This window comes from Paenibacillus pinihumi DSM 23905 = JCM 16419, assembly GCF_000422505.1.
Lineage (GTDB): Bacteria > Bacillota > Bacilli > Paenibacillales > Paenibacillaceae > Paenibacillus_D > Paenibacillus_D pinihumi.
The window spans coordinates 679,026-697,501 of record NZ_KE383864.1 but is presented as its reverse complement, the minus strand read 5'-3'; the positions used below and the strand labels follow the sequence as shown (position 1 = coordinate 697,501).

16 protein-coding genes are annotated in these 18,476 nt (G+C 47.8%); 10 read left to right on the top strand and 6 right to left on the bottom strand.

Annotated features, from left to right (window positions below):
* The first annotated feature begins 290 nt into the window (after nt 1–290).
* Nucleotides 291–962 (top strand): uracil-DNA glycosylase, encoded by a 672-nt coding sequence (locus H583_RS0117365; protein WP_028561582.1) that lies wholly within the window; start codon nt 291–293, stop codon nt 960–962.
* Between the two features lie 21 nt (nt 963–983).
* On the opposite strand, the gene H583_RS0117360 is transcribed toward H583_RS0117365, so the two are convergent.
* The 5 genes from H583_RS0117360 to H583_RS33285 form a co-directional block, all read right to left on the bottom strand.
* The gene (locus tag H583_RS0117360) at nt 984–1,760 is read right to left on the bottom strand and encodes a DUF4247 domain-containing protein (RefSeq protein WP_028561581.1); all 777 of its coding nucleotides are present in this window, start codon (nt 1,758–1,760) and stop codon (nt 984–986) included.
* A gap of 19 nt (nt 1,761–1,779) precedes the next feature.
* Complete coding sequence (locus tag H583_RS0117355; RefSeq protein ID WP_028561580.1) at nt 1,780–2,286, bottom strand: DUF4178 domain-containing protein; 507 nt, start codon at nt 2,284–2,286, stop codon at nt 1,780–1,782.
* Between the two features lie 19 nt (nt 2,287–2,305).
* Nucleotides 2,306–2,707 (bottom strand): DUF350 domain-containing protein, encoded by a 402-nt coding sequence (locus H583_RS0117350; RefSeq protein ID WP_028561579.1) that lies wholly within the window; start codon nt 2,705–2,707, stop codon nt 2,306–2,308.
* Nucleotides 2,708–2,847: 140 nt separating this feature from the next.
* Nucleotides 2,848–3,516, bottom strand: coding sequence for a PspA/IM30 family protein (locus H583_RS0117345; protein ID WP_028561578.1), 669 nt, complete (start codon nt 3,514–3,516; stop codon nt 2,848–2,850).
* 233 nt (nt 3,517–3,749) lie between these two features.
* Complete coding sequence (locus H583_RS33285; RefSeq protein WP_036709891.1) at nt 3,750–4,667, bottom strand: S-layer homology domain-containing protein; 918 nt, start codon at nt 4,665–4,667, stop codon at nt 3,750–3,752.
* Between the two features lie 223 nt (nt 4,668–4,890).
* On the opposite strand from H583_RS33285, the gene H583_RS0117335 reads away from it, so the two are divergent.
* The 7 genes from H583_RS0117335 (at nt 4,891) to H583_RS0117295 (ending at nt 15,436) form a co-directional block, all read left to right on the top strand.
* Nucleotides 4,891–5,607 carry a glycoside hydrolase family 73 protein gene (locus H583_RS0117335; RefSeq protein WP_028561577.1) on the top strand — a complete coding sequence of 239 codons (717 nt, stop codon included), beginning with the start codon at nt 4,891–4,893 and terminating at the stop codon, nt 5,605–5,607.
* A gap of 762 nt (nt 5,608–6,369) precedes the next feature.
* On the top strand, nt 6,370–8,091 hold the full coding sequence (locus tag H583_RS0117320) for an extracellular solute-binding protein (RefSeq protein WP_245585929.1): 1,722 nt from the start codon (nt 6,370–6,372) through the stop codon (nt 8,089–8,091).
* A 220-nt stretch (nt 8,092–8,311) separates the two neighbouring features.
* Nucleotides 8,312–9,289 carry an ABC transporter permease gene (locus tag H583_RS0117315; RefSeq protein WP_028561575.1) on the top strand — a complete coding sequence of 326 codons (978 nt, stop codon included), beginning with the start codon at nt 8,312–8,314 and terminating at the stop codon, nt 9,287–9,289.
* A gap of 34 nt (nt 9,290–9,323) precedes the next feature.
* Nucleotides 9,324–10,220 carry a carbohydrate ABC transporter permease gene (locus H583_RS0117310; RefSeq protein ID WP_028561574.1) on the top strand — a complete coding sequence of 299 codons (897 nt, stop codon included), beginning with the start codon at nt 9,324–9,326 and terminating at the stop codon, nt 10,218–10,220.
* Between the two features lie 70 nt (nt 10,221–10,290).
* Nucleotides 10,291–11,982 carry an extracellular solute-binding protein gene (locus H583_RS0117305; protein ID WP_028561573.1) on the top strand — a complete coding sequence of 564 codons (1,692 nt, stop codon included), beginning with the start codon at nt 10,291–10,293 and terminating at the stop codon, nt 11,980–11,982.
* 122 nt (nt 11,983–12,104) lie between these two features.
* Nucleotides 12,105–13,673 carry a response regulator gene (locus H583_RS0117300; RefSeq protein WP_028561572.1) on the top strand — a complete coding sequence of 523 codons (1,569 nt, stop codon included), beginning with the start codon at nt 12,105–12,107 and terminating at the stop codon, nt 13,671–13,673.
* Complete coding sequence (locus tag H583_RS0117295) at nt 13,670–15,436, top strand: sensor histidine kinase (protein WP_036709886.1); 1,767 nt, start codon at nt 13,670–13,672, stop codon at nt 15,434–15,436. The genes H583_RS0117300 and H583_RS0117295 overlap by 4 nt, the downstream gene beginning before the upstream one ends.
* A gap of 36 nt (nt 15,437–15,472) precedes the next feature.
* Here the strand turns inward: H583_RS0117295 and H583_RS0117290 are convergent, their stop codons facing one another.
* A complete protein-coding gene (locus tag H583_RS0117290) occupies nt 15,473–16,348 on the bottom strand; it encodes an AraC family transcriptional regulator (RefSeq protein WP_028561570.1) in 876 nt (291 codons plus the stop codon).
* A 156-nt stretch (nt 16,349–16,504) separates the two neighbouring features.
* Here H583_RS0117290 and H583_RS0117285 point away from each other — a divergent pair, with 156 nt between their 5' ends.
* Both H583_RS0117285 and H583_RS0117280 read left to right on the top strand, forming a co-directional pair.
* Nucleotides 16,505–17,563, top strand: coding sequence for a Gfo/Idh/MocA family protein (locus H583_RS0117285; protein ID WP_028561569.1), 1,059 nt, complete (start codon nt 16,505–16,507; stop codon nt 17,561–17,563).
* The gene (locus H583_RS0117280) at nt 17,560–18,417 is read left to right on the top strand and encodes a sugar phosphate isomerase/epimerase family protein (protein ID WP_028561568.1); all 858 of its coding nucleotides are present in this window, start codon (nt 17,560–17,562) and stop codon (nt 18,415–18,417) included. Before H583_RS0117285 ends, H583_RS0117280 begins: the two co-directional genes overlap by 4 nt.
* The last annotated feature ends 59 nt before the right edge of the window (nt 18,418–18,476 follow it).

Below are 18,476 nucleotides of genomic sequence, written 5' to 3'. Positions count from 1 at the left end.
CCAAAACCCGTATGAACTATAATAAAACTAGTGAATTTTTTTCAAGATTTAAGAATGTCTGCGTGGGGATGGACATTTCTTATATTTCACCCTGAATAATGTACCTCTGGTCAAGCTGATTGGCAATTTTTCAGCTGGTTTAACGCAAATGTTGAAAACGGTACAGCTTGCTCGCCAGGCGGCTCATTCAGCCGCTTCAAAACTTTACTGCTTGAATAATGAAAACAATTATGCTGCACATCACGATAACCGTACATAGGCAGCGCTGAATTTTTGGGAGGCTTAATCTAATGGCAATTATTTTTCGCAATGACTGGTTGGAGCACTTGGAGACTGAACTCGAACAGGAATATTATAAGGAGCTTCGCACCTTTCTGACGCAGGAGTACAAAACGAAGAAGATTTACCCGGACATGCATGATATTTATAATGCGCTTCATCATACTTCCTTTGAAAATACGAAGGTTATTATTATCGGACAAGACCCTTATCATGGACCTGGACAGGCACACGGCCTTAGTTTTTCCGTACAAAAGGGTGTACGCATTCCGCCGTCCCTGCAAAATATATACAAGGAACTGAAGGAGGATCTGGGCTGCTCCATTCCTGATCATGGTTCACTGGTCTCATGGGCGGAACAGGGAGTACTGCTGCTCAATACGGTTCTTACCGTTCAGGCTGGAAATGCTAACTCACACCAGGGCAAAGGCTGGGAGAAGTTTACGGACAGGATCATCGGGTTGCTTAATCAGAGGGACAAACCGTTGGTGTTTGTTTTGTGGGGCAAGCACGCCCAGGATAAGGCTGCTTATATTGACCGTGACCGTCATTGCGTCATTGCGTCGGCGCATCCGAGTCCGTTTGCTGCACACCGTGGATTTTTTGGCAGTCGTCCATTCTCCAGAACGAATGCCTTTCTGCAATCGATCGGCAGTCAGCCGATCGATTGGCAGATTGAATAGCGGCTTTCAAGGCGGCTGTGTTTACCTTCGTCGGAAAACACGGCCGCTGCCTATTTTGACCTTCGGCTTGCTGCTCTTCGGCTTCGAGAACCAGTTGCCGGATGAGGATGGCTGCTTGCTTACCTTCGGTTTGGAGAATAGGCCACCGGAGGAAGAATCGGTATCGCGGGTAATTTTCCCCTTGGAAGGGTTTGATGCAGCAGGTGGCGTATTGCGGTCAAAGGTTGTGTCAGCATCCTTGGAACGCTTGAAGATGGAGCCTGTACGATTCACAGTGACAGGGGGAGCCTTCTTCTTATCCTCCGTCGTAGGAGCGCGGTAGCTGCCCTTCTGCGGCTTGTAAACATCCTTTGATGTATAGCCCCGGTAGTCACCGCCGTGATAGCGTCCGTTATCGAATAAATCGCGGATCAGGCTTCCGACCAGGTAGCCCTGCAGGAAGTTGGAGCTATAATTTTGCCTTACATATTCTTTGGAATCCACTTCAACAAGAGTGTCCTGGGGATGCTCGGCATCCCGCTGCAAGTGGATGATTTCTTTGTCATAGACAAGGAACATTCGTTCATTGTCTTCTGGCGACTGCTCCTTCGGCTTTCCTTGCTTGATCAGGGCAGCAGCTGTCTCAGGCACAGTGGAGTTCGCAGCCCGGTATACGTAGGAGGTCTGAGACCCGGAGCCGTTCACTGACTCCAGTGGGTACTGCTCCTTGATATTGTCCTGAATCGAGCAACCGGCAAGCAGGGGGAACAGAAAGCTGATAATTAGCGCATATTTGATGGTATGAAGGAGTGACTTCATCTCACTCGCTCCTTTCTCTTTAACGTCCCCGTATAACGCGCACGTCGGCTGTTATGACGTCTTCCCCTTCGTAAAGCATAAAACGCCCGTCCTGCCATTCAATACGCAGCAGCTTGAAATTGTCCGCCTGATACTGCCAGACGGACTGATCGCCGCTTTGATTAAATGGAGTCTTGCCGACTGCTGTGGTCATACCCTCGTACTGCTCCTCCATGTGATAGGTACAATCATCCAGCTCAAGAATCGTCGGTATCTCATTCATGGAATCCAGACGTCCGTCGATCGGGGCATAGAGGGCGTAGACCGTGTTCTCGCGCTCCTCAATAGACAAATACCGGATCAGCGCGCCATCGCGCAGCGTAAGCATGACTGAGTTGCGCTGGCGGTTCTGTACTCTTCCGATGACCTCATAGGTCACCAGGGAAACCTCGCATATATCTCCAGGCCCCAAGGTGAGCGGACTTTTCTCCTGCTGCACCGGCTCTGGTTTGGCTACCAAATTTTTAACCCGTTTCCATAAGCTCATGTTTGCTTCAACCTCCTGATTAAATCGCGCCAATAATGAGAGCTCCGGCAATATGGACTGATCCGGCAAGCAGGGCGTAAGCGATCTTGCCCTCACGAATTCCCTGATCCAGTCTCAGACCAACACCTCTATCCAGAATGAGTCTGAACAGCGACTCAATAATAAGCAGAACGACGAAGGAGACAATAGTTATCAAGAATGCTTCCCACATCAGGCTTGATTTGGTGATGGACTGGAACAATATGAATGACTGGGCCAGCAGCTTCATGACAAAGCGTGTCGTGACCGCTACATTCCCGGACTTCATTTCCTGAAAATCGCTATAGCGGGTAAACAACGAGTCCAGCATCATTATAATGAACAACAGAATTGCCGCAAAACCCGTCCATACCGGAATTCGCAATAAATCAATCAATGACATGACCAAGCCTCCAGATCGATAAAATTATATGTTTTTAACCTTAAAACCGTATGAAAGCACTAAAAAACGCCGCCCGGTTCAAAGGTCGATTAGTTTTAAAGGAACCGAAGCGGCGGCGCTTTACATGCGGATGCTGCACATTACTTGTTATCGTACTGTTTGAGCAGGGCGGCGAGCTCGTCTTCGACGGCTTTATCCTTGCCCAGAGCTGCAAACTCTTCGTCGAGCGAACGCTCTTTGCTGTTCAATTCATTGCTGGCTTCAGCCTGGGCTTCCATCTGAAGCATCTTCTCTTCCATACGCTTCAGGCCTGCGGAGGCGGAATCTGAATTGAACCCGGACATTGCCTTGTTGATTTCCTGTTGTGCTTTTGCAGCATTGTAGCGGGCTACAAGTGTTTCGCGCTTGTTCTTCATCTCAACGAGCTGCTTGCGCATTTCATCCAGTTTGGAGCGCAGATTGTCAGCGGAGGCTTTGTTTTGATCATAGCTCGCTTTGTACTCGTTCATTTTCTGCTCGGCTGCCTTCTTCTCTTCCAGTGCACGGCGGGCAAGATCAATGTTTTGCGCTTGAGCGGCCAGGTGAGCCTGCTCATTGCGTTTCTCTACGAGTGCTGCCTGATCCTCATACAACAGCTTGAATTTCTTCTCCAGAGCGATTTGGGAAGCAACGGCCTTCTCCGCATCCTCCAGATCGGCCTGCATATCTCTTATATATTGATCTGTAAGCTTGATTGGATCCTCTGCCTTCTCGATCAATGAATACACGTTGGACAAGGTCAAATCACGCAGTCTTTTGAAAATAGACATTGTTTGGTTCCTCCTCTAGGGGGTTGTTGGTTTTGTATTTATTAATACGAGTTACACGAAGCAGGGGTTTCAAACGATCACGTGTAAATTCAAAAAAAATGTTCCGCCCGGCCGGTAAGTTTGAAAATGGTTCGGGAGCAGTGAGCAAATCAAAGCTTTTCTATAAATCATTTTACATGAAAAAAAGCAATCCTCAAAGGATCGCTTTTAGTATTTGTCTGGAAACGCCAGCTTTAGGATTTCTCCACGAGCTTAATGCTGTACCCGCTGCTGACATAGGTGGAGGTTGTCACATCGGTTACTACTTGCGGATATATGCGGTCCGGGTCAGGCTGTACGAGCTCAACTTCAATAATGGCTTGTTTGCCTTCGAAATGAATGTTCGACACACGCAATCCATATCCGGGATGGCCGACTGTTCCAGTAATTTTAACTTCATTGACTTCTTTGTTGACGGCGTTAACCTCATGGCGCAGTTTCAGGTTGTTGGCAGGTGTTTCCGGTTTTTCAGGCATAGTCGGGGTAGAGGCTGCAAATTGAATCGACCGGTACAACCATGCTGCAGCTTCGCCGCGCTTAATGTTTGCTTTCGGATAGAAGTTGTCCTTCTTGTCCAGGGCAGCAATCTTCGTAATCAGCATCTTCTGAACGCTATCTTTATAAGCCTTGGCAATGTCTTTTTCATCATGAATGCTGATGTAAATGGCAGGGAACATATACTCGCCTTGATGCTCAATTCCTTTGAACAAGTAATGTGCAAATTGCTCGCGGGTTATTTTTGCGGAAGGATCAATATTCTTGGGCAGCTCCAGACCATTGTACTGTGCAATAATGAACGACTGGGAGTACCACATTTTATCTTTGGCCTTGGTGAAATAATCTTTGACAAGCGGTTCTTTAATGAATCGTAAGTTGTCGATATTGAGCTTCAAGCCTTTAACGATCAGCACGACTGCTTCGGCATTGGTCAGATTTTCTCCAGGCTTGAATTTGTTTTGCTTGTCCCCGCTAATAATTCCCAGCTTCTTCAGTCCATCGATTTCTGACCGGTAGGTACTGCCTTTCGTGTCACTGAAAGCCCAGGCAGATTGGGTAATGCCAATCAAGCCTACTAGTGTCAGCAGCAGCAGCGTAACCATTTTTCTTTTCATAGTGGCTCACCTCTTTGTTGTATTTTTGCTTCATCTATTGTTGTAGACGCAGGTATGAAAAATAAGGTTGCACAGACGATACGGGACAAAAGTCACATTTATCTGCCGGGCTCGTCAAGAAAGGGCAGGAGAGGCAGACAGCTGCCGTTGCTCGGGTGGCTTTGTTTTCATACACTGCTGGTACAGGCGGACAAGTCAGAATTGGCAAGGAGGTGTTGCCTTAGTGACACGGGATGAATTTATCACGCTGTTAGCTCCGCTTGCTGTGCGGGCCAGAAGAGAAGGTTCACCATTGTTTCCGTCCGTAAGGCTGGCTCAGAATGTGCTGGAGACAGGCGGTAAAATTCCGTCTACGAATAATTTGGGCGGATATAAGGTAGGCAAGGGCATCCCCAATGCTTATTGGCGCGGGAAGGTTGTCAATCAGGGGACATGGGAAGTTTATAACGGGACAAAAGTTCACATCACAGCAGCATTCCGGGCCTACGATAGTGTCTATGACTTTTATAAAGATCAGGATCTGTTATTTCAAAATGCCAGATACGCGGCTGTGCGGAGCAGCACAACCCCGGAAGGACAGGCCAAGGCTCTGCAAGCTTCCGGATACGCCACAGACCCGCAGTACGCCAGCAAGCTGGTTCAGCTTGCCGGAACGTACAATCTGAAGCGCTATGATCGGCAGGCAGCAGAGGAGGCGGAGAAAATGGCCAAGGATCAGGAGCAGGATGAGCGGCTGGTCAGGCTGGAGGAAGGAATTAAACGGATTGAAGCCGCGATCGCCCGGTTTGATAGCATTCGGGATATGGAGGCTCCAAGCTGGGCCAAGGATGCAGCCCAATATTACGCCCCCTATTATGATACGAAGACCGGGAGCTACGACTTCTGGCGGATGTTGACGATTATGTATAGACGGCAGCTGCAGGAGGGCGGAGGAAAGTGACTGCACAGGAGCTGATCCACGGGATTAGCTCTTTTTTAGTTCAGGGTGGCGCTGCAAAAGGATGTGCAGATGGTAGAATGCGAAATCCTCTTGCTTATCAGATAAATTATGTATACTTTATGAATGCATCGGGCTGCGAGTCAGTTCAATGAACAGGGAGTGAGGACATGAAAAAGGCTGAAACAGGATGCTTCCTGTTCAGCCTTATCTGGATAGAGCAGTGTGAGTTTGCCGCCCGGCATCGTATTTCAGCCTTGCTGTGAGGCGTAATACTCCAATATGTCATCAACCGAATGAAAGGTTGCTGCTGTCTCTTCCGTCTTTACTGTATCCTGATCTGTTATAGGTTTAGTGTCTTGTGCATCTTTCTTCATTTATAGAGTTCATTCCTTTCATGCATTCCCTTCTGCAATATGTCCTGGCCTGTCTCGTTACTGCCGCTGCATACTATACTATTACCCGCAAACTGCGATTATGACACAAAAATGGGCGCTCATTCCTGTAGTATGCATGGTTGTGCCGTTTTATTTGCGGTGGATTTAAAGAATCGTTGGAAAGTATCATTTATTGTTAATCTGACCAATAGAAATCCCGGCTGCTGCTACATACAATAGAAGCATCACTAATTTTGGCTGGCGGAGAATTATAAATGGAAGCGCTTCCTGATGATGCATTTTTCAGTTATTAGTTCTGTCTTCCGCTGCCGTCCATGCTCATATCCCGATTGAACAAACCATTCATGAAGAGAGGGGCAGTGCAAGAATGAATAACGTAACAACAAGAACAAAGGCGAGAAGAGCTTCAATTATGGTGGTATCGGTCTTGTTTGTACTGGCGACACTGCTTGCCGGATGCAGTAATTCCGGAGCCAACACAAATTTGAAAACGAATACAAATCAACCTGCCGGGGGGCAGACAGGAAGTGCAGGGCCGACCGCGAATAATGGCAGCGGGGAGCAGTCTGCGATAAACGATGGAAGATGGGAGCTTGGCTCCGAACCACTGGAATTTAATATGTATGGCCACTATAGCTGGTACGATGTTCCGGCCTGGAACAGCACAGTAGCCGGCAGATGGATTCAGGAAAATAAGAAGGTGAACATTCTTTCGATTTCTGCCGGAGGCAATCATGAACAGAAGCTCAGTACGATGATTGCCTCTAATGATTTGCCGGAAGTCATCTGGATGGATCGTGGAGCAGAAGTGGAGCGTCTGCGTGAGATGGGGATGCTGGTTCCATTTGACGATTACCTGGAGAAATATCCGAACCTGAAAACCTGGATGGGCAAGGATTTGAACATGCTCCGCTCGAAGGACGGCAAGCTGTATCAGTTCCCGAACTGGTATACGGGACGTCCGAACGGCAATGCAGGTTATGTCATCAATAAGAAAATTTATGAAGAGCTGGGTTCGCCGGCACTGGAAACAACGGAGGACTTGTATCGCTATCTGGTTGCTGTCAAAGAAAAGTACGGAAATTCAGTAGTTCCTTTTGAACCCCATTTGGCGAAGGATATGCAGGGACTCGGCGTACTCTATACGGCTTTTGGCGAAAATGTTCTCTATTCTTATCTGAGTGCGAGCTTGCGGGCTGTGCCGAAGGAAAATCAGCTAACGTCTGTTTTCACCGATGATACATTCCGTGAGGCTCAGAAATATATCTCCAAGCTCTACCGGGAGCGGCTGATCTCCCAGGATGCGTTTACGCAGACGCTTGACCAGATTGAAGAAAAGGTTATGCAGGGCCGTGTAGCCGTATTTGCCGGAGCCAGCCCGTTCATTGCGATGAATGCTCATCAGGAGTTGACAAAGAAGGATCCGGATGCCGGTTATTTTATGATCTGGCCGATTCATAAGCCGGGACTTGATAAGAACAAAATTTACCCGGGCACCTACACGAGCCTGGGATGGAATGTAAGTGTCATTACGACTGCCGCGAAAGACCCGGAGAAAATCTTCGCATTTCTCGACTGGTATACCGGTCCTGAAGGCCAGACTCTCTTGTTTTTTGGTCCGGAGGGCAAGAACTGGAAAGGCTTTGATGCGGACGGGTACCCGAACTTTACCCCGGAATATGATGCGGATGAAGTAACAAAGCTGCAAATGGATCAGGACCCGATTATGTGGAATGGCAACACAGGCTTCATCGATCCGGCGAAAATGAAATATGAAAGCGCCTTGCCGAAGGAGAAGCAAAACTGGGCAGCCCGTTATCAGAGTGAAATTACGTGGAAGACACAGGCTAATGCAACCGAATTCGTGAACCTGGACCCGGATCCGGATAGTGACCTGGGTGTGATCAAACAGCGGGTAGACGATATTTTTACGCAAGCGTATGCACAATCTGTTATGGCCAAGAGCGATGAAGAAGTCGACAGCATTCTGGACAAAGCGGATAAGATTGCAAAGGATGCAGGCTATTCACAGCTTTTGGAGTTCAGAACAGAAGCGTGGAAGCAAAATAAGGCACTGCTTGGCAAGTAGCAACTTGTATTTATATAACACGAATATGACTCTTTAAGTTATATAAAAGTAATATAAAATTACACAAAACTCGAAAATCCATTGAAAAGTATAAATTATTGTTGATCTGACAAATAGAAATGGCTTTAAATCTGACATAAAATAAGATCATAAGGATTTTGATTGGCAAAGGCTTACGTTACGAAGGCGTTGCCGTACAATATTTTACAGGAGGATGCCTATGCCGCAAGCAACAACCAAGCCGCAGACCAATACGCCGTCACAGCTGGAGCCAAAACGCCAGAAAAACGTCTTTGTGCGCTTTTTGAAGCAATGGGATATACAGCTCATGGTATGGCCGGGAATTATTATCATCTTCGTGTTCGCCTACTTGCCGATGTATGGAGTATTGACGGCCTTCATGGACTACAAGATTAATACCGGCGCCCGGATCTTTGAGAACAACTGGGTTGGATTCAAACATTTTTCAATGTTCTTCAATGCTCCTGAGTTTTACACTGTCATGCGTAATACGATTATCATCAGCTTGCTCAAATTTTTGATTGGATTTCCGGCACCGATTATTCTGGCGCTCATGCTCAATGAAATCCGCCAAATGATGTTCAAGCGAATCGTACAGACAATTACGTATTTGCCGCACTTTATGTCATGGGTTATTGTAGCGGGGCTTGTCGGGTCCATGCTCTCCACAGAGAATGGAAGCATAAATATATTGCTGCAAAAGATCAATCTCATTGACGACCCGGTCAACTTCTTGTCCATACCGGAATACTTCTGGTCTATCCTTATATCCGCGAACGTCTGGAAAGAGATTGGCTTTGGCTCGATTGTCTATCTCGCGGCAATCGCAGGGGTCGACCAAAGCATGTATGAAGCTGCTGATATCGACGGGGCCAGTAAATTCAAGCAGATTTTTCTGATCACACTTCCGACGATCATGCCTGTCATTGTCATCTTCATGATTCTGGCTATCGGAAGCTTGCTCAGCGCAGGCTTCGAGGATATCCTCTTGCTCGCAGAGAATCCGGTGCTGCGACCGGTATCAGATGTTATCGACACGTATGTATACCGGGTAGGCTTGTCCAACTTCCGTTATTCATATGCAACTGCGGTAGGATTGTTCAAGGCCGTCATCAGTATTGGTTTGCTGACCATGGCGAACTATCTTGCCCGGAAATCCGGAAACAGCCTGTGGTAACAGGCAGAATTGAACAACGGGGAGGCGAACTGCAGTGACGCGATTAGCATTCGGAGACAGGGTCATGCACATTACCATCTATACATTTCTCATCTTGTTGTCCTTCAGCGCGCTGTATCCGTTCTGGAATGCGCTAGTGGTATCCTTTAATCTTGGTCTTGATACCTCAAAGGGCGGCGTCACCTTTTGGCCGCGGGTCTTCACTTTGGAGAACTATGAAATTGTCTTCAATGACAAGCGTCTCATTAATGGCCTGGCAATTTCGGTATCGCGGACCGTAGTCGGTACTGCCACAGCTATTTTGATGACGGCGATTCTGGCATACGGCATGACGAAGAGAGAGCTTATTGGTCGCAATGTTTATATGGTATATTTTATTTTTACCATGTATTTCGTCGGCGGCCTGATCCCGACCTTTCTATTATACCGTTCCCTTGGGCTAATGAATTCCTTCTGGGTATTTATTCTCCCGGCGCTTATCAGCGTATGGAACATGATTATATTCAGAACTTTCTTCAAAGGTCTGCCTGCGGGGCTTGAGGAATCCGCAAAGGTGGACGGGTGCACCAACTGGGGTATTTTGTTCCGGATTGTGCTCCCCCTGTCCGGGCCGGTAATCGCAACCTTGGCGCTGTTCACGGCAGTATCACACTGGAATGACTGGTTTATTGCCAGTATCTACATTAACAACGAGAAGCTGCTTCCAATCCAGACGATGCTCCGGCAAATTCTGAACGCCAACATTGTGACGGATATGTCCAATAATCTGGATACCGCATCTCAGGCGCGGATCGAGAGTGCACGGACGATTACGACCAAGTCACTTACCATGGCAACGATGATGGTGGCAACATTGCCAATCGTGCTTGTCTATCCGTTCGTTCAGAAATACTTTGTGAAAGGCGTGCTGATTGGCTCGCTGAAAGAGTAGGACCCGCTTTACGTTTAAGGCGATTCATCGCTTTGGACATACAAAAAGGTAAAGAGAGGGGTAAATAAGTATGAATAAGGCCAGAAGGTTTTCGATTCTCCTTGCATCTGTTGTGCTCGTACTGGCGACAGTGCTTGCGGGATGCAGCAGCAACTCGGGCAAAACAACGAACAACCCTGCTACCGGACAGACAGAAGGCAATAAGCCGTCAAACAATAGCGGAAACGGGGAACAGGCAAGTGCAGGGGACAAATGGGAGTTTGGCTCTGAGCCGCTGGAATTCAGCATGTACGGCCACTATAGCTGGTATGACGTACCGGCATGGGACAGCACAGTGGCAGGAAGATGGCTCAAAGAGAATAAGCAGATTAACATTAAACCGATTTCCGCAGGCGGCAATCATGAGCAGAAGCTGAGCACGATGATCGCTTCGAATGATCTGCCGGATGTAATGTGGATGGATCGTGGCGCCGAGGTGGAGCGTCTGCGTGAAATGGGCATGCTCGTTCCATTTGACGACTATCTGGATAAATATCCGAATCTGAAAAAATGGATGGGTAAAGATCTGAACATGCTGCGTGCGGAAGATGGCAAGCTGTATCAGTTCCCGAACTGGTACACGGGTCGTCCGAACGGTAATGCAGGCTATGTTATCAATAAGAAAATCTATGAAGAGCTGGGTTCACCTAAGCTTGAAACCACAGAAGACCTTTATAAATATCTTGTTGCTGTAAAAGAAAAGTACGGCAGCTCGGTTACCCCTTTCGAGCCGCATTTGGCCAAGGACCATCAAGGACTCGGCGTACTGTATACGGCTTTTGGTGAAAATGTACTGTACTCTTACCTGAATGCAGCACTTAGATCGGTACCGAAAGACGGTCAATTAACATCTCTCTTCACAGACGATACGTTCCGAGAAGCACAAAAATACATCTCCAAGCTGTATCGTGAGCGTCTGATCTCACAGGATGCGTTTACACAAACCGTAGACCAGGTTGAAGAGAAGGTCATGCAGGGCCGTGTAGCTGTATTCGCTTCCGCCAGCCCGACGGTTATCGCGATGAACGCCCATCAGGAGATGGTGAAGAAAAATCCGGACTCCGGTTACTTCATGATTTGGCCAATTCACAAAGAAGGGCTGAATAAAGATAAAATCTATCCGGGTACGTACACGAGTCTTGGATGGAACGTAAGTGTGATTACGACAGCGGCGAAGGATCCGGAGAAAATCTTCGCATTCCTCGACTGGTACACAGGTCCTGAAGGCCAGTCCCTGCTGTTCTTCGGTCCTGAGGGCAAGAACTGGAAGGGCTTTGATGCTGACGGATATCCGAATTTTACCGAGGAGTATGACGCGCAAGAAGTGCTGCAATTGCAGAAGGATCAGGACCCGATCATGTGGAACGGCAACACCGGCTACATCGATCCGGCGAAGATGAAATACGAGAGCACATTGTCAGCGGATAAGCAAAACTGGGCTGCCCGTTACCAAAGCGAAATTACTTGGAAAACGCAAGCCAATGCAACAGAGTTTGTAAATATGGATCCGGCTCCGGACAGCGATCTGGGAATTATCAAGCAGCGCATTGATGATATCTTTGAGCAGGCGTATGCCCAATCCGTCATGGCGAAGAGTGATGATGAGGTCATCAAGGTTCTTGATAAAGCCGAGAAGGATGCTCAAGCTGCAGGCTACTCACAGCTTCTGGAGTTTAGAACGGAAGCCTGGAAGAAAAATAAAGCATTATTGGAAGGTAACTAAATATTGTGCCTATGCAGGGAAAGGGTATACTATATAATAGTATACCCTTTCTTTTGAATGGGAGGAAAATTATTGCTAGCCACCAGATTTGCCAGCGATTACAAAACTGGAGTTGAAAACTGATGTATAGGGTACTGCTCGTGGATGATGAGATACTTGATTTGAAAGGAATGCAGACATTCATTCCATGGGAAGAACTGGGGATGGAGGTTGTAGCGGCGGTATCCAGCGGATTTGCGGCAAGCGAAATACTGGATCAGCAGCCGGTTGATATTCTGGTTACCGATGTTCACATGCCGAATATGTCGGGTCTTGAACTGGCACGCAAAGCGCTGGACAAGAATGACAAGCTAAAGATTATTTTTGTAAGCGGCTATCAGGATTTTCATTATGTTAAGCAAGCGCTTTCTTTGAATGCTTGCAGCTATGTTCTGAAGCCTATGGATGATAATGAACTGATTGAATCGCTCAAGAAGCTGCGGGAAGAGCTGAATGAGGATCGCAAACGTCTGGAGACCGAGCAGCAGTACAAGCGGATGGTACCGCTTATCAAGAATGAGTATCTGGTCCAACTGCTGGAAGGTGTACTAAGTTCGGAAGCACTTGGCGTGCTGCTGGAGGAATACAAGCTGAATGAGACCAACTGGCCTGTCTATGTGGTAATCGCCGAAAGGGATGATTGGAAGATCAAACGCGGCTCGGAGGAAGTAATTGATGAGACCGAGATGTCCGGGGTGTTCTGGAATAAGCTGTTCTCTACCTGCCATAGACTGGAGATTCAGCAATATTGCAGATTGAATGATAAGCGGCTCGGATTGCTGCTGGAATCCAGCTTGAATCCTGAACGTCTGCATGAAGAACTCAGCCGCGAGTTTGAAGGGCTGCCGATTACAGTCACTCTCGGTGCAGGGGATCAGGTCACAGGGGTATTGTTTCTTAAGGAATCGTATCGTCAAGCGAAGGCTGCACTTGATTACAAGATGTTCAATGGAAAGGGAACGATTATTCATTATCAGCAGGCCCAGTCGGCGCGCATGATAGATGTCCAAAATCTGGATATTCAACTGGATGCGCTGTTCGAGGCGATGACGAATTATGATCTGGTCCGGGTCCATGATGAGCTTCACAAGCTCTATGGGCTCGCCATAACGATGCGATCCAAATATACGATTCATAACTTTACCATCTTTCTGCTAATGAAGCTGGATGCTTACCTGCAGAAGATGAATGAAGATTTGTTCCAACTGCTGAATATGGATATCAACTCACTCGATATTGTTCTTCAGTACGAAACGATTGGAGAGATCCATTCCTGGCTCCAGTATCAGGTCTATGAATTATCAGAGCTGCTGCATTCCAGAAAACAGAAAAAGAACTGGAAGCTTGTCCGCGATATTGTCAATGATGTACAGCAGAGGCTGCATGAAAATATTTCACTCAAGGATATTGCGGAGCAGTATTCGTTCTCGCCAAACTATTTGGGGCAGATCTTCAAGGAGGAGATGAATACGAATTTTAGTGATTATATTACGACACTCCGAATGGAAAAGGCCGGGGATTTGCTGCTGAATACAAATCTGAAGGTGTATGAGATCGCTAATCTGATCGGATATCGCTATTTGCCTTATTTCAGCAGGCAATTCAAGGATTACTACGCCAAAACGCCACTGGAATACCGCAGAAATCTATGAAGCTGCCCAAATACCGTTACCTGCCGTTTGGTTACAAACTGATGCTGTCCTATTGTATTTTCATTGTGATTCCGGTGCTTCTCATCGGTTATTTGTCCAATGCTGTCTATCAGAATTCCATTCGGGAGCAGACAAATAGCAGCGTACAAGGGACACTGACACAGATGAGTGACAATATTTCCTACAAAATTAACGATATTATCCGGATTTCGGATTTATTCTATTATGACTATTCTCTTGCGCGGCATGTTCGCAATTACGAGGAAGGCTGGGTGTCATACGAGGCGACGACCAAATATTTGCTGCCCAAGATTGCATCTTATATTGAGGCAACCAGCCAGCGGCTGTGGATGTCCATTTATTTTCATAATGAAGATTTCCCTGAGGTATATCGCGTGTTCAAGGGGGAAGATCCGCTGGGATCGAACGAGAACCGTTATGATTTGTACCATCTTTCAAGAATTAAAGAGAAGCCCTGGTACCGGAACTTTCCGGAGGAAAAATATGGTGAGACAATGGTCTGGCAGCGGATTGAGGATGACTTCAGCTTCAACCGGATTTCGCTGCTAAGGCGTCTGCTCAATGTTCAGGTGACGACTACGATGCAGGAGATTGGCTTTATGCGGATAAGTGTTCCGCTGCCGGCCCTTTTTGAGACTGTGGATTACACGAAGATTGGCAATGGAGCGACGATTTTTATCAGGGATGAAACAAACCGGATTGTGAAGGCTTCTGGTGATGCCTACTACCGGTACGATCAGCCGTGGGACAGATCGTTGTACAAGGATTATTTGATTCTGGACCATGACATTCCAGGGTTCGGGTGGAAAATATCCGCGGTCATTCCAAACCAGATCTTTGAGCAAAATGTAAGAGAGGTCAAACTGCTGACATTCCTTATCTGTCTCCTGTTTACGGTGGTCTATTTTATATCCGGGGCACTCATGTCCAATTATTTCTCCCGGAAAGTAGGCAAGATCGTATCGGTGCTCCATTCGTTCCAGGAGGGCAATTTCACGAAACGGATATTCTTTAAGGGACAGGATGAATTCAGCCAGATTTCGCTGGCGCTCAATGAGATGGGGCAAAATATCGGCGAGCTGATTCATAAGGTTTATGTAGCCGACCTTGACAAGAAAGAAGCAGAGCTTGATATGCTGCAAGCCCAGATCAATCCGCATTTTCTATACAATACGCTTTCCTCGATCAACCGGCTGGCGAAGTTCGGGGAGCTCGACAAGCTGCAGCGAATGGTTATGGATTTGGCGAAATTTTACCGGCTGACCTTGAATGAAGGCAGAACCATTCTCACCGTTGCTGATGAGCTGGAGCAGGCGAAGGCATACATCAGGATCCAGAAGACCAAGTACGAGGACAGAATGAGTGTCAGCTATCATATTGATGAAGAAATACTGGGGCATTCAACCATTAAGTTAATCATCCAGCCTTTTATCGAAAATGTACTGGAGCATGCCTGGTGTGCGGACCGGATTCATATCCGTATCGTCGCTTACCGGGAGAGGGATAGTATTTATTTCAAGGTCATTGATGACGGAGTAGGCATAAGCGCCGGGCTGCTCAAGCAAATGCAAGACCCTGAGGAGAGCGCCAACACCGGGTATGGCATACGTAATGTCAATCAGCGGATCAAGCTGTATTATGGACAAGGCTATGGTGTGCACATTCACAGCAGACTGGGAATCGGAACAACTGTGCTGATACGGATTCCGGTAAACCGGATGGAAGGAAGAACGATAGAATGACCCGGCATATGCCGGGTCATTTATTTTAGAGCTGCGTTACGACAATGCTTCTCCGCGCAGGGTGGAGGGAGCAATATTGCGGTGCTTTTTATAGGTGCGGCTAAAGTAGTAAATATCATTGAAGCCGGTCGCCGTGGCTACTTCAGAGACGGTCAGCTTGCTATTGCGGAGCAAATCATCGGCCTTATCCAGACGTGCAGCAGTAATGTATTCCGTTATGGTGCGGCCGCTAAGCTCCTTGAACAGCCGGCTGAAGTGAAAGCGGCTCAAGCCTGCAATTTCTGCGAGCAGCTCCACGGACAGCTCGGAGTGGTAGTTGTCCTCTATATATTGGAATACGGGCGCGAAGCGCTCGACATTTTTGATTCGTTCGGCGTATTCATTGCGGGTCAGGACGGATTCCAGATGATTTCTCACCAGAAGGGTGAGCAGTTGATAAAGCCCTGATTTGACGGCCAGTTCATAGCCAAACTCACGGCTTTTAAGCTCGTTCACGATAGCCAGCACACTGGAGAAGGCCAGCGGGTCATCTTTGACATGATTGCGAAGCAGCAGCCGGTTCTGGGTAATCGGGGTGATGAACTTCGTCTCCGCCGCCCCCGCGAACTGGCTGTGCAGCAGAGAGATATCCACAATTAGCGCATAGTAGTTCACTTTTGTCGACAAGCTGACGCCATAATGAAGCTCGTTACTGTTCAGGACAATGAGCTCTCCGGCCTTGGCCGCAATTGGTGTGGAACCGCATTCAATTAGGGCTTCACCGGATACAAAATAGAGAAATTCCAAATGCTCATGCCAGTGATGGCGGAATAGAACCTCTCCCTGATGTTCAAAGTGATTATGATGGACCTTGACCGGGAAATGCGGATCGGGCATGTCCATAGGTTCACGTAAGGATTCATAGGATTCCATGTCTAGTTGCCTCCTTCTGACAGCACAATTGTGCAAATGGAGCGCACGGCTCTGCATGGATTGTGCCCGTAATTTCATTATAATACGAATTAATACGAAAGTATGTAGATGCTATAAAGATTTCCAAGCATTCCATTCACAAAGGAGAGACTACAAATGCAACCTGTACAAATCGGCGTGATCGGAACTGGCTCCATCTCATCTTTTCATATGGACGCCTATCAGAGCAATTCCAAGACAGAGATTTATGCGGTCTGCGACCTGAATGAGGAAAGAGCGCGCAAAGCGGCTGAAAAATACGGGGCATCGAAGGTTTATACCAATTATCATGATTTGCTTGCTGATCCGGCAGTTCAGGCGGTAAGCATTTGTACATGGAATAATACACATGCGGAAATCAGCATTGCCGCTCTTGAGGCGGGCAAGCATGTGCTGGTTGAGAAACCGCTTTGCCGTACAGTAGAGGAAGCGTTGAAGGTTCAGGAGGCAGTCAAGACATCCGGCAAGCTGCTTCAAGTTGGATTTGTGCGCCGTTATGATACGAATGCCCAACTGCTGCGCTCGATGGCAGACCGTGGCGAATTCGGGGATATCTACTATGCGAAAGCGACGACAATCCGCAGGCTGGGCAATCCGGGAGGCTGGTTCGCAGATATCGAACGTTCCGGGGGTGGCCCGCTGATTGATATCGGAGTGCATGTCATCGACCTGTGCTGGTATATGATGGGACGGCCTAAGCCGGTATCCGTGAGTGCCAATACGTATCAGAAGCTGGGCAACCGCTCCAATGTAAAGTACCTGTCTTTCTATAAAGCAGCTGATTATGATGGCAGTTCCAGCACGGTAGAGGATATGGCCAATGCACTGATCCGCTTCGAGAATGGCGCATCACTGATGGTGGATGTAAGCTTCACCCTGCATGCCAAGGAGAATGAAGGCAGCGTCAAGCTTTACGGTGACAAGGGCGGATTTGAGATCGATCCGGAGACCGTTATTGTCACCGAGCAGAACGATACGATTCTCAATATCTATCCGCAAACGGACCATAAGGGATTCCACTTCGAAGGCGCTTTCAAAAATGAAATCGACCATTTCGCAGATTGTGTTTTGAACGGGAACACACCGATTAGTCCTGTTGAGGACGGGGTAGAGATTATGAAGATACTGGTTGGGATCTATGAGTCGGCCGCTAAGCGAGCTGAGGTGAAGCTATGAAACTGGGCATAAGCACATATAGTCTCTACAAGGCGCTGTCAAGCGGTGAGATGACCATCGAGGATGTCCTGTCCTATATTGCAGAAATTGGGGCGGAACATGTAGAGATTGTACCGCTTGGTTTTACGCTGACAGACAATGATGAACTGATTGAGTTAATCAAACGTCAGGCAGCGGAAAAAGGTCTTGAGCTCTCCAACTATGCGGTAGGAGCCAATTTCATCGGGTTGGAAGGTGAAGCTTACCAGGCTGAAATTGAGAAGGTAAAGCGGGATGTGGACGTGGCTGCGGCGCTTGGCATCAAGCGGATGCGGCATGATGTTGCCTGGACGCAGGACACCTCAATCGGCCATTTTCTGGAGCAGCTTCCGAAGCTGACGGCGGCTTGTCAGGAGATCGCAGATTACGCTGCGCCGCTAGGCATTACGACGAGCATTGAAAATCACGGATACTTCGTTCAGCATAGCGACCGGGTGCAGGCGCTGGTGAAGGCGGTTGGACGGGACAACTTCAAAACGACGCTGGATGTGGGCAACTTCCTGTGTGCGGACGAGGACCCGTCGGTAGCTGTTGCCAATAACATTGGCCTGGCTTCGATGGTTCATGTGAAGGACTTCTATTATCGTCCTTCGTATCGTGCACCTGGTGAAGGCTGGTTCAAGTCGGGAAGCGGAAACTGGCTGCGCGGCGCCATTGTGGGTCACGGTGATATCGATATGCCGAATGTGCTCCGGACAGTCAAGGCGGGCGGCTATGACGGATACATTTCGATTGAATTTGAGGGTATGGAAGAGTGCAAGGCTGGAACTAAGCTGGGCTTTGATTATGTGAAGCGGGTTTGGGCAGAAGTTTAGCAAAAATTCTGGTGGTGATTGAACGAAATCGTTCCTCAGGGCATTTGGGAACGCAGGTT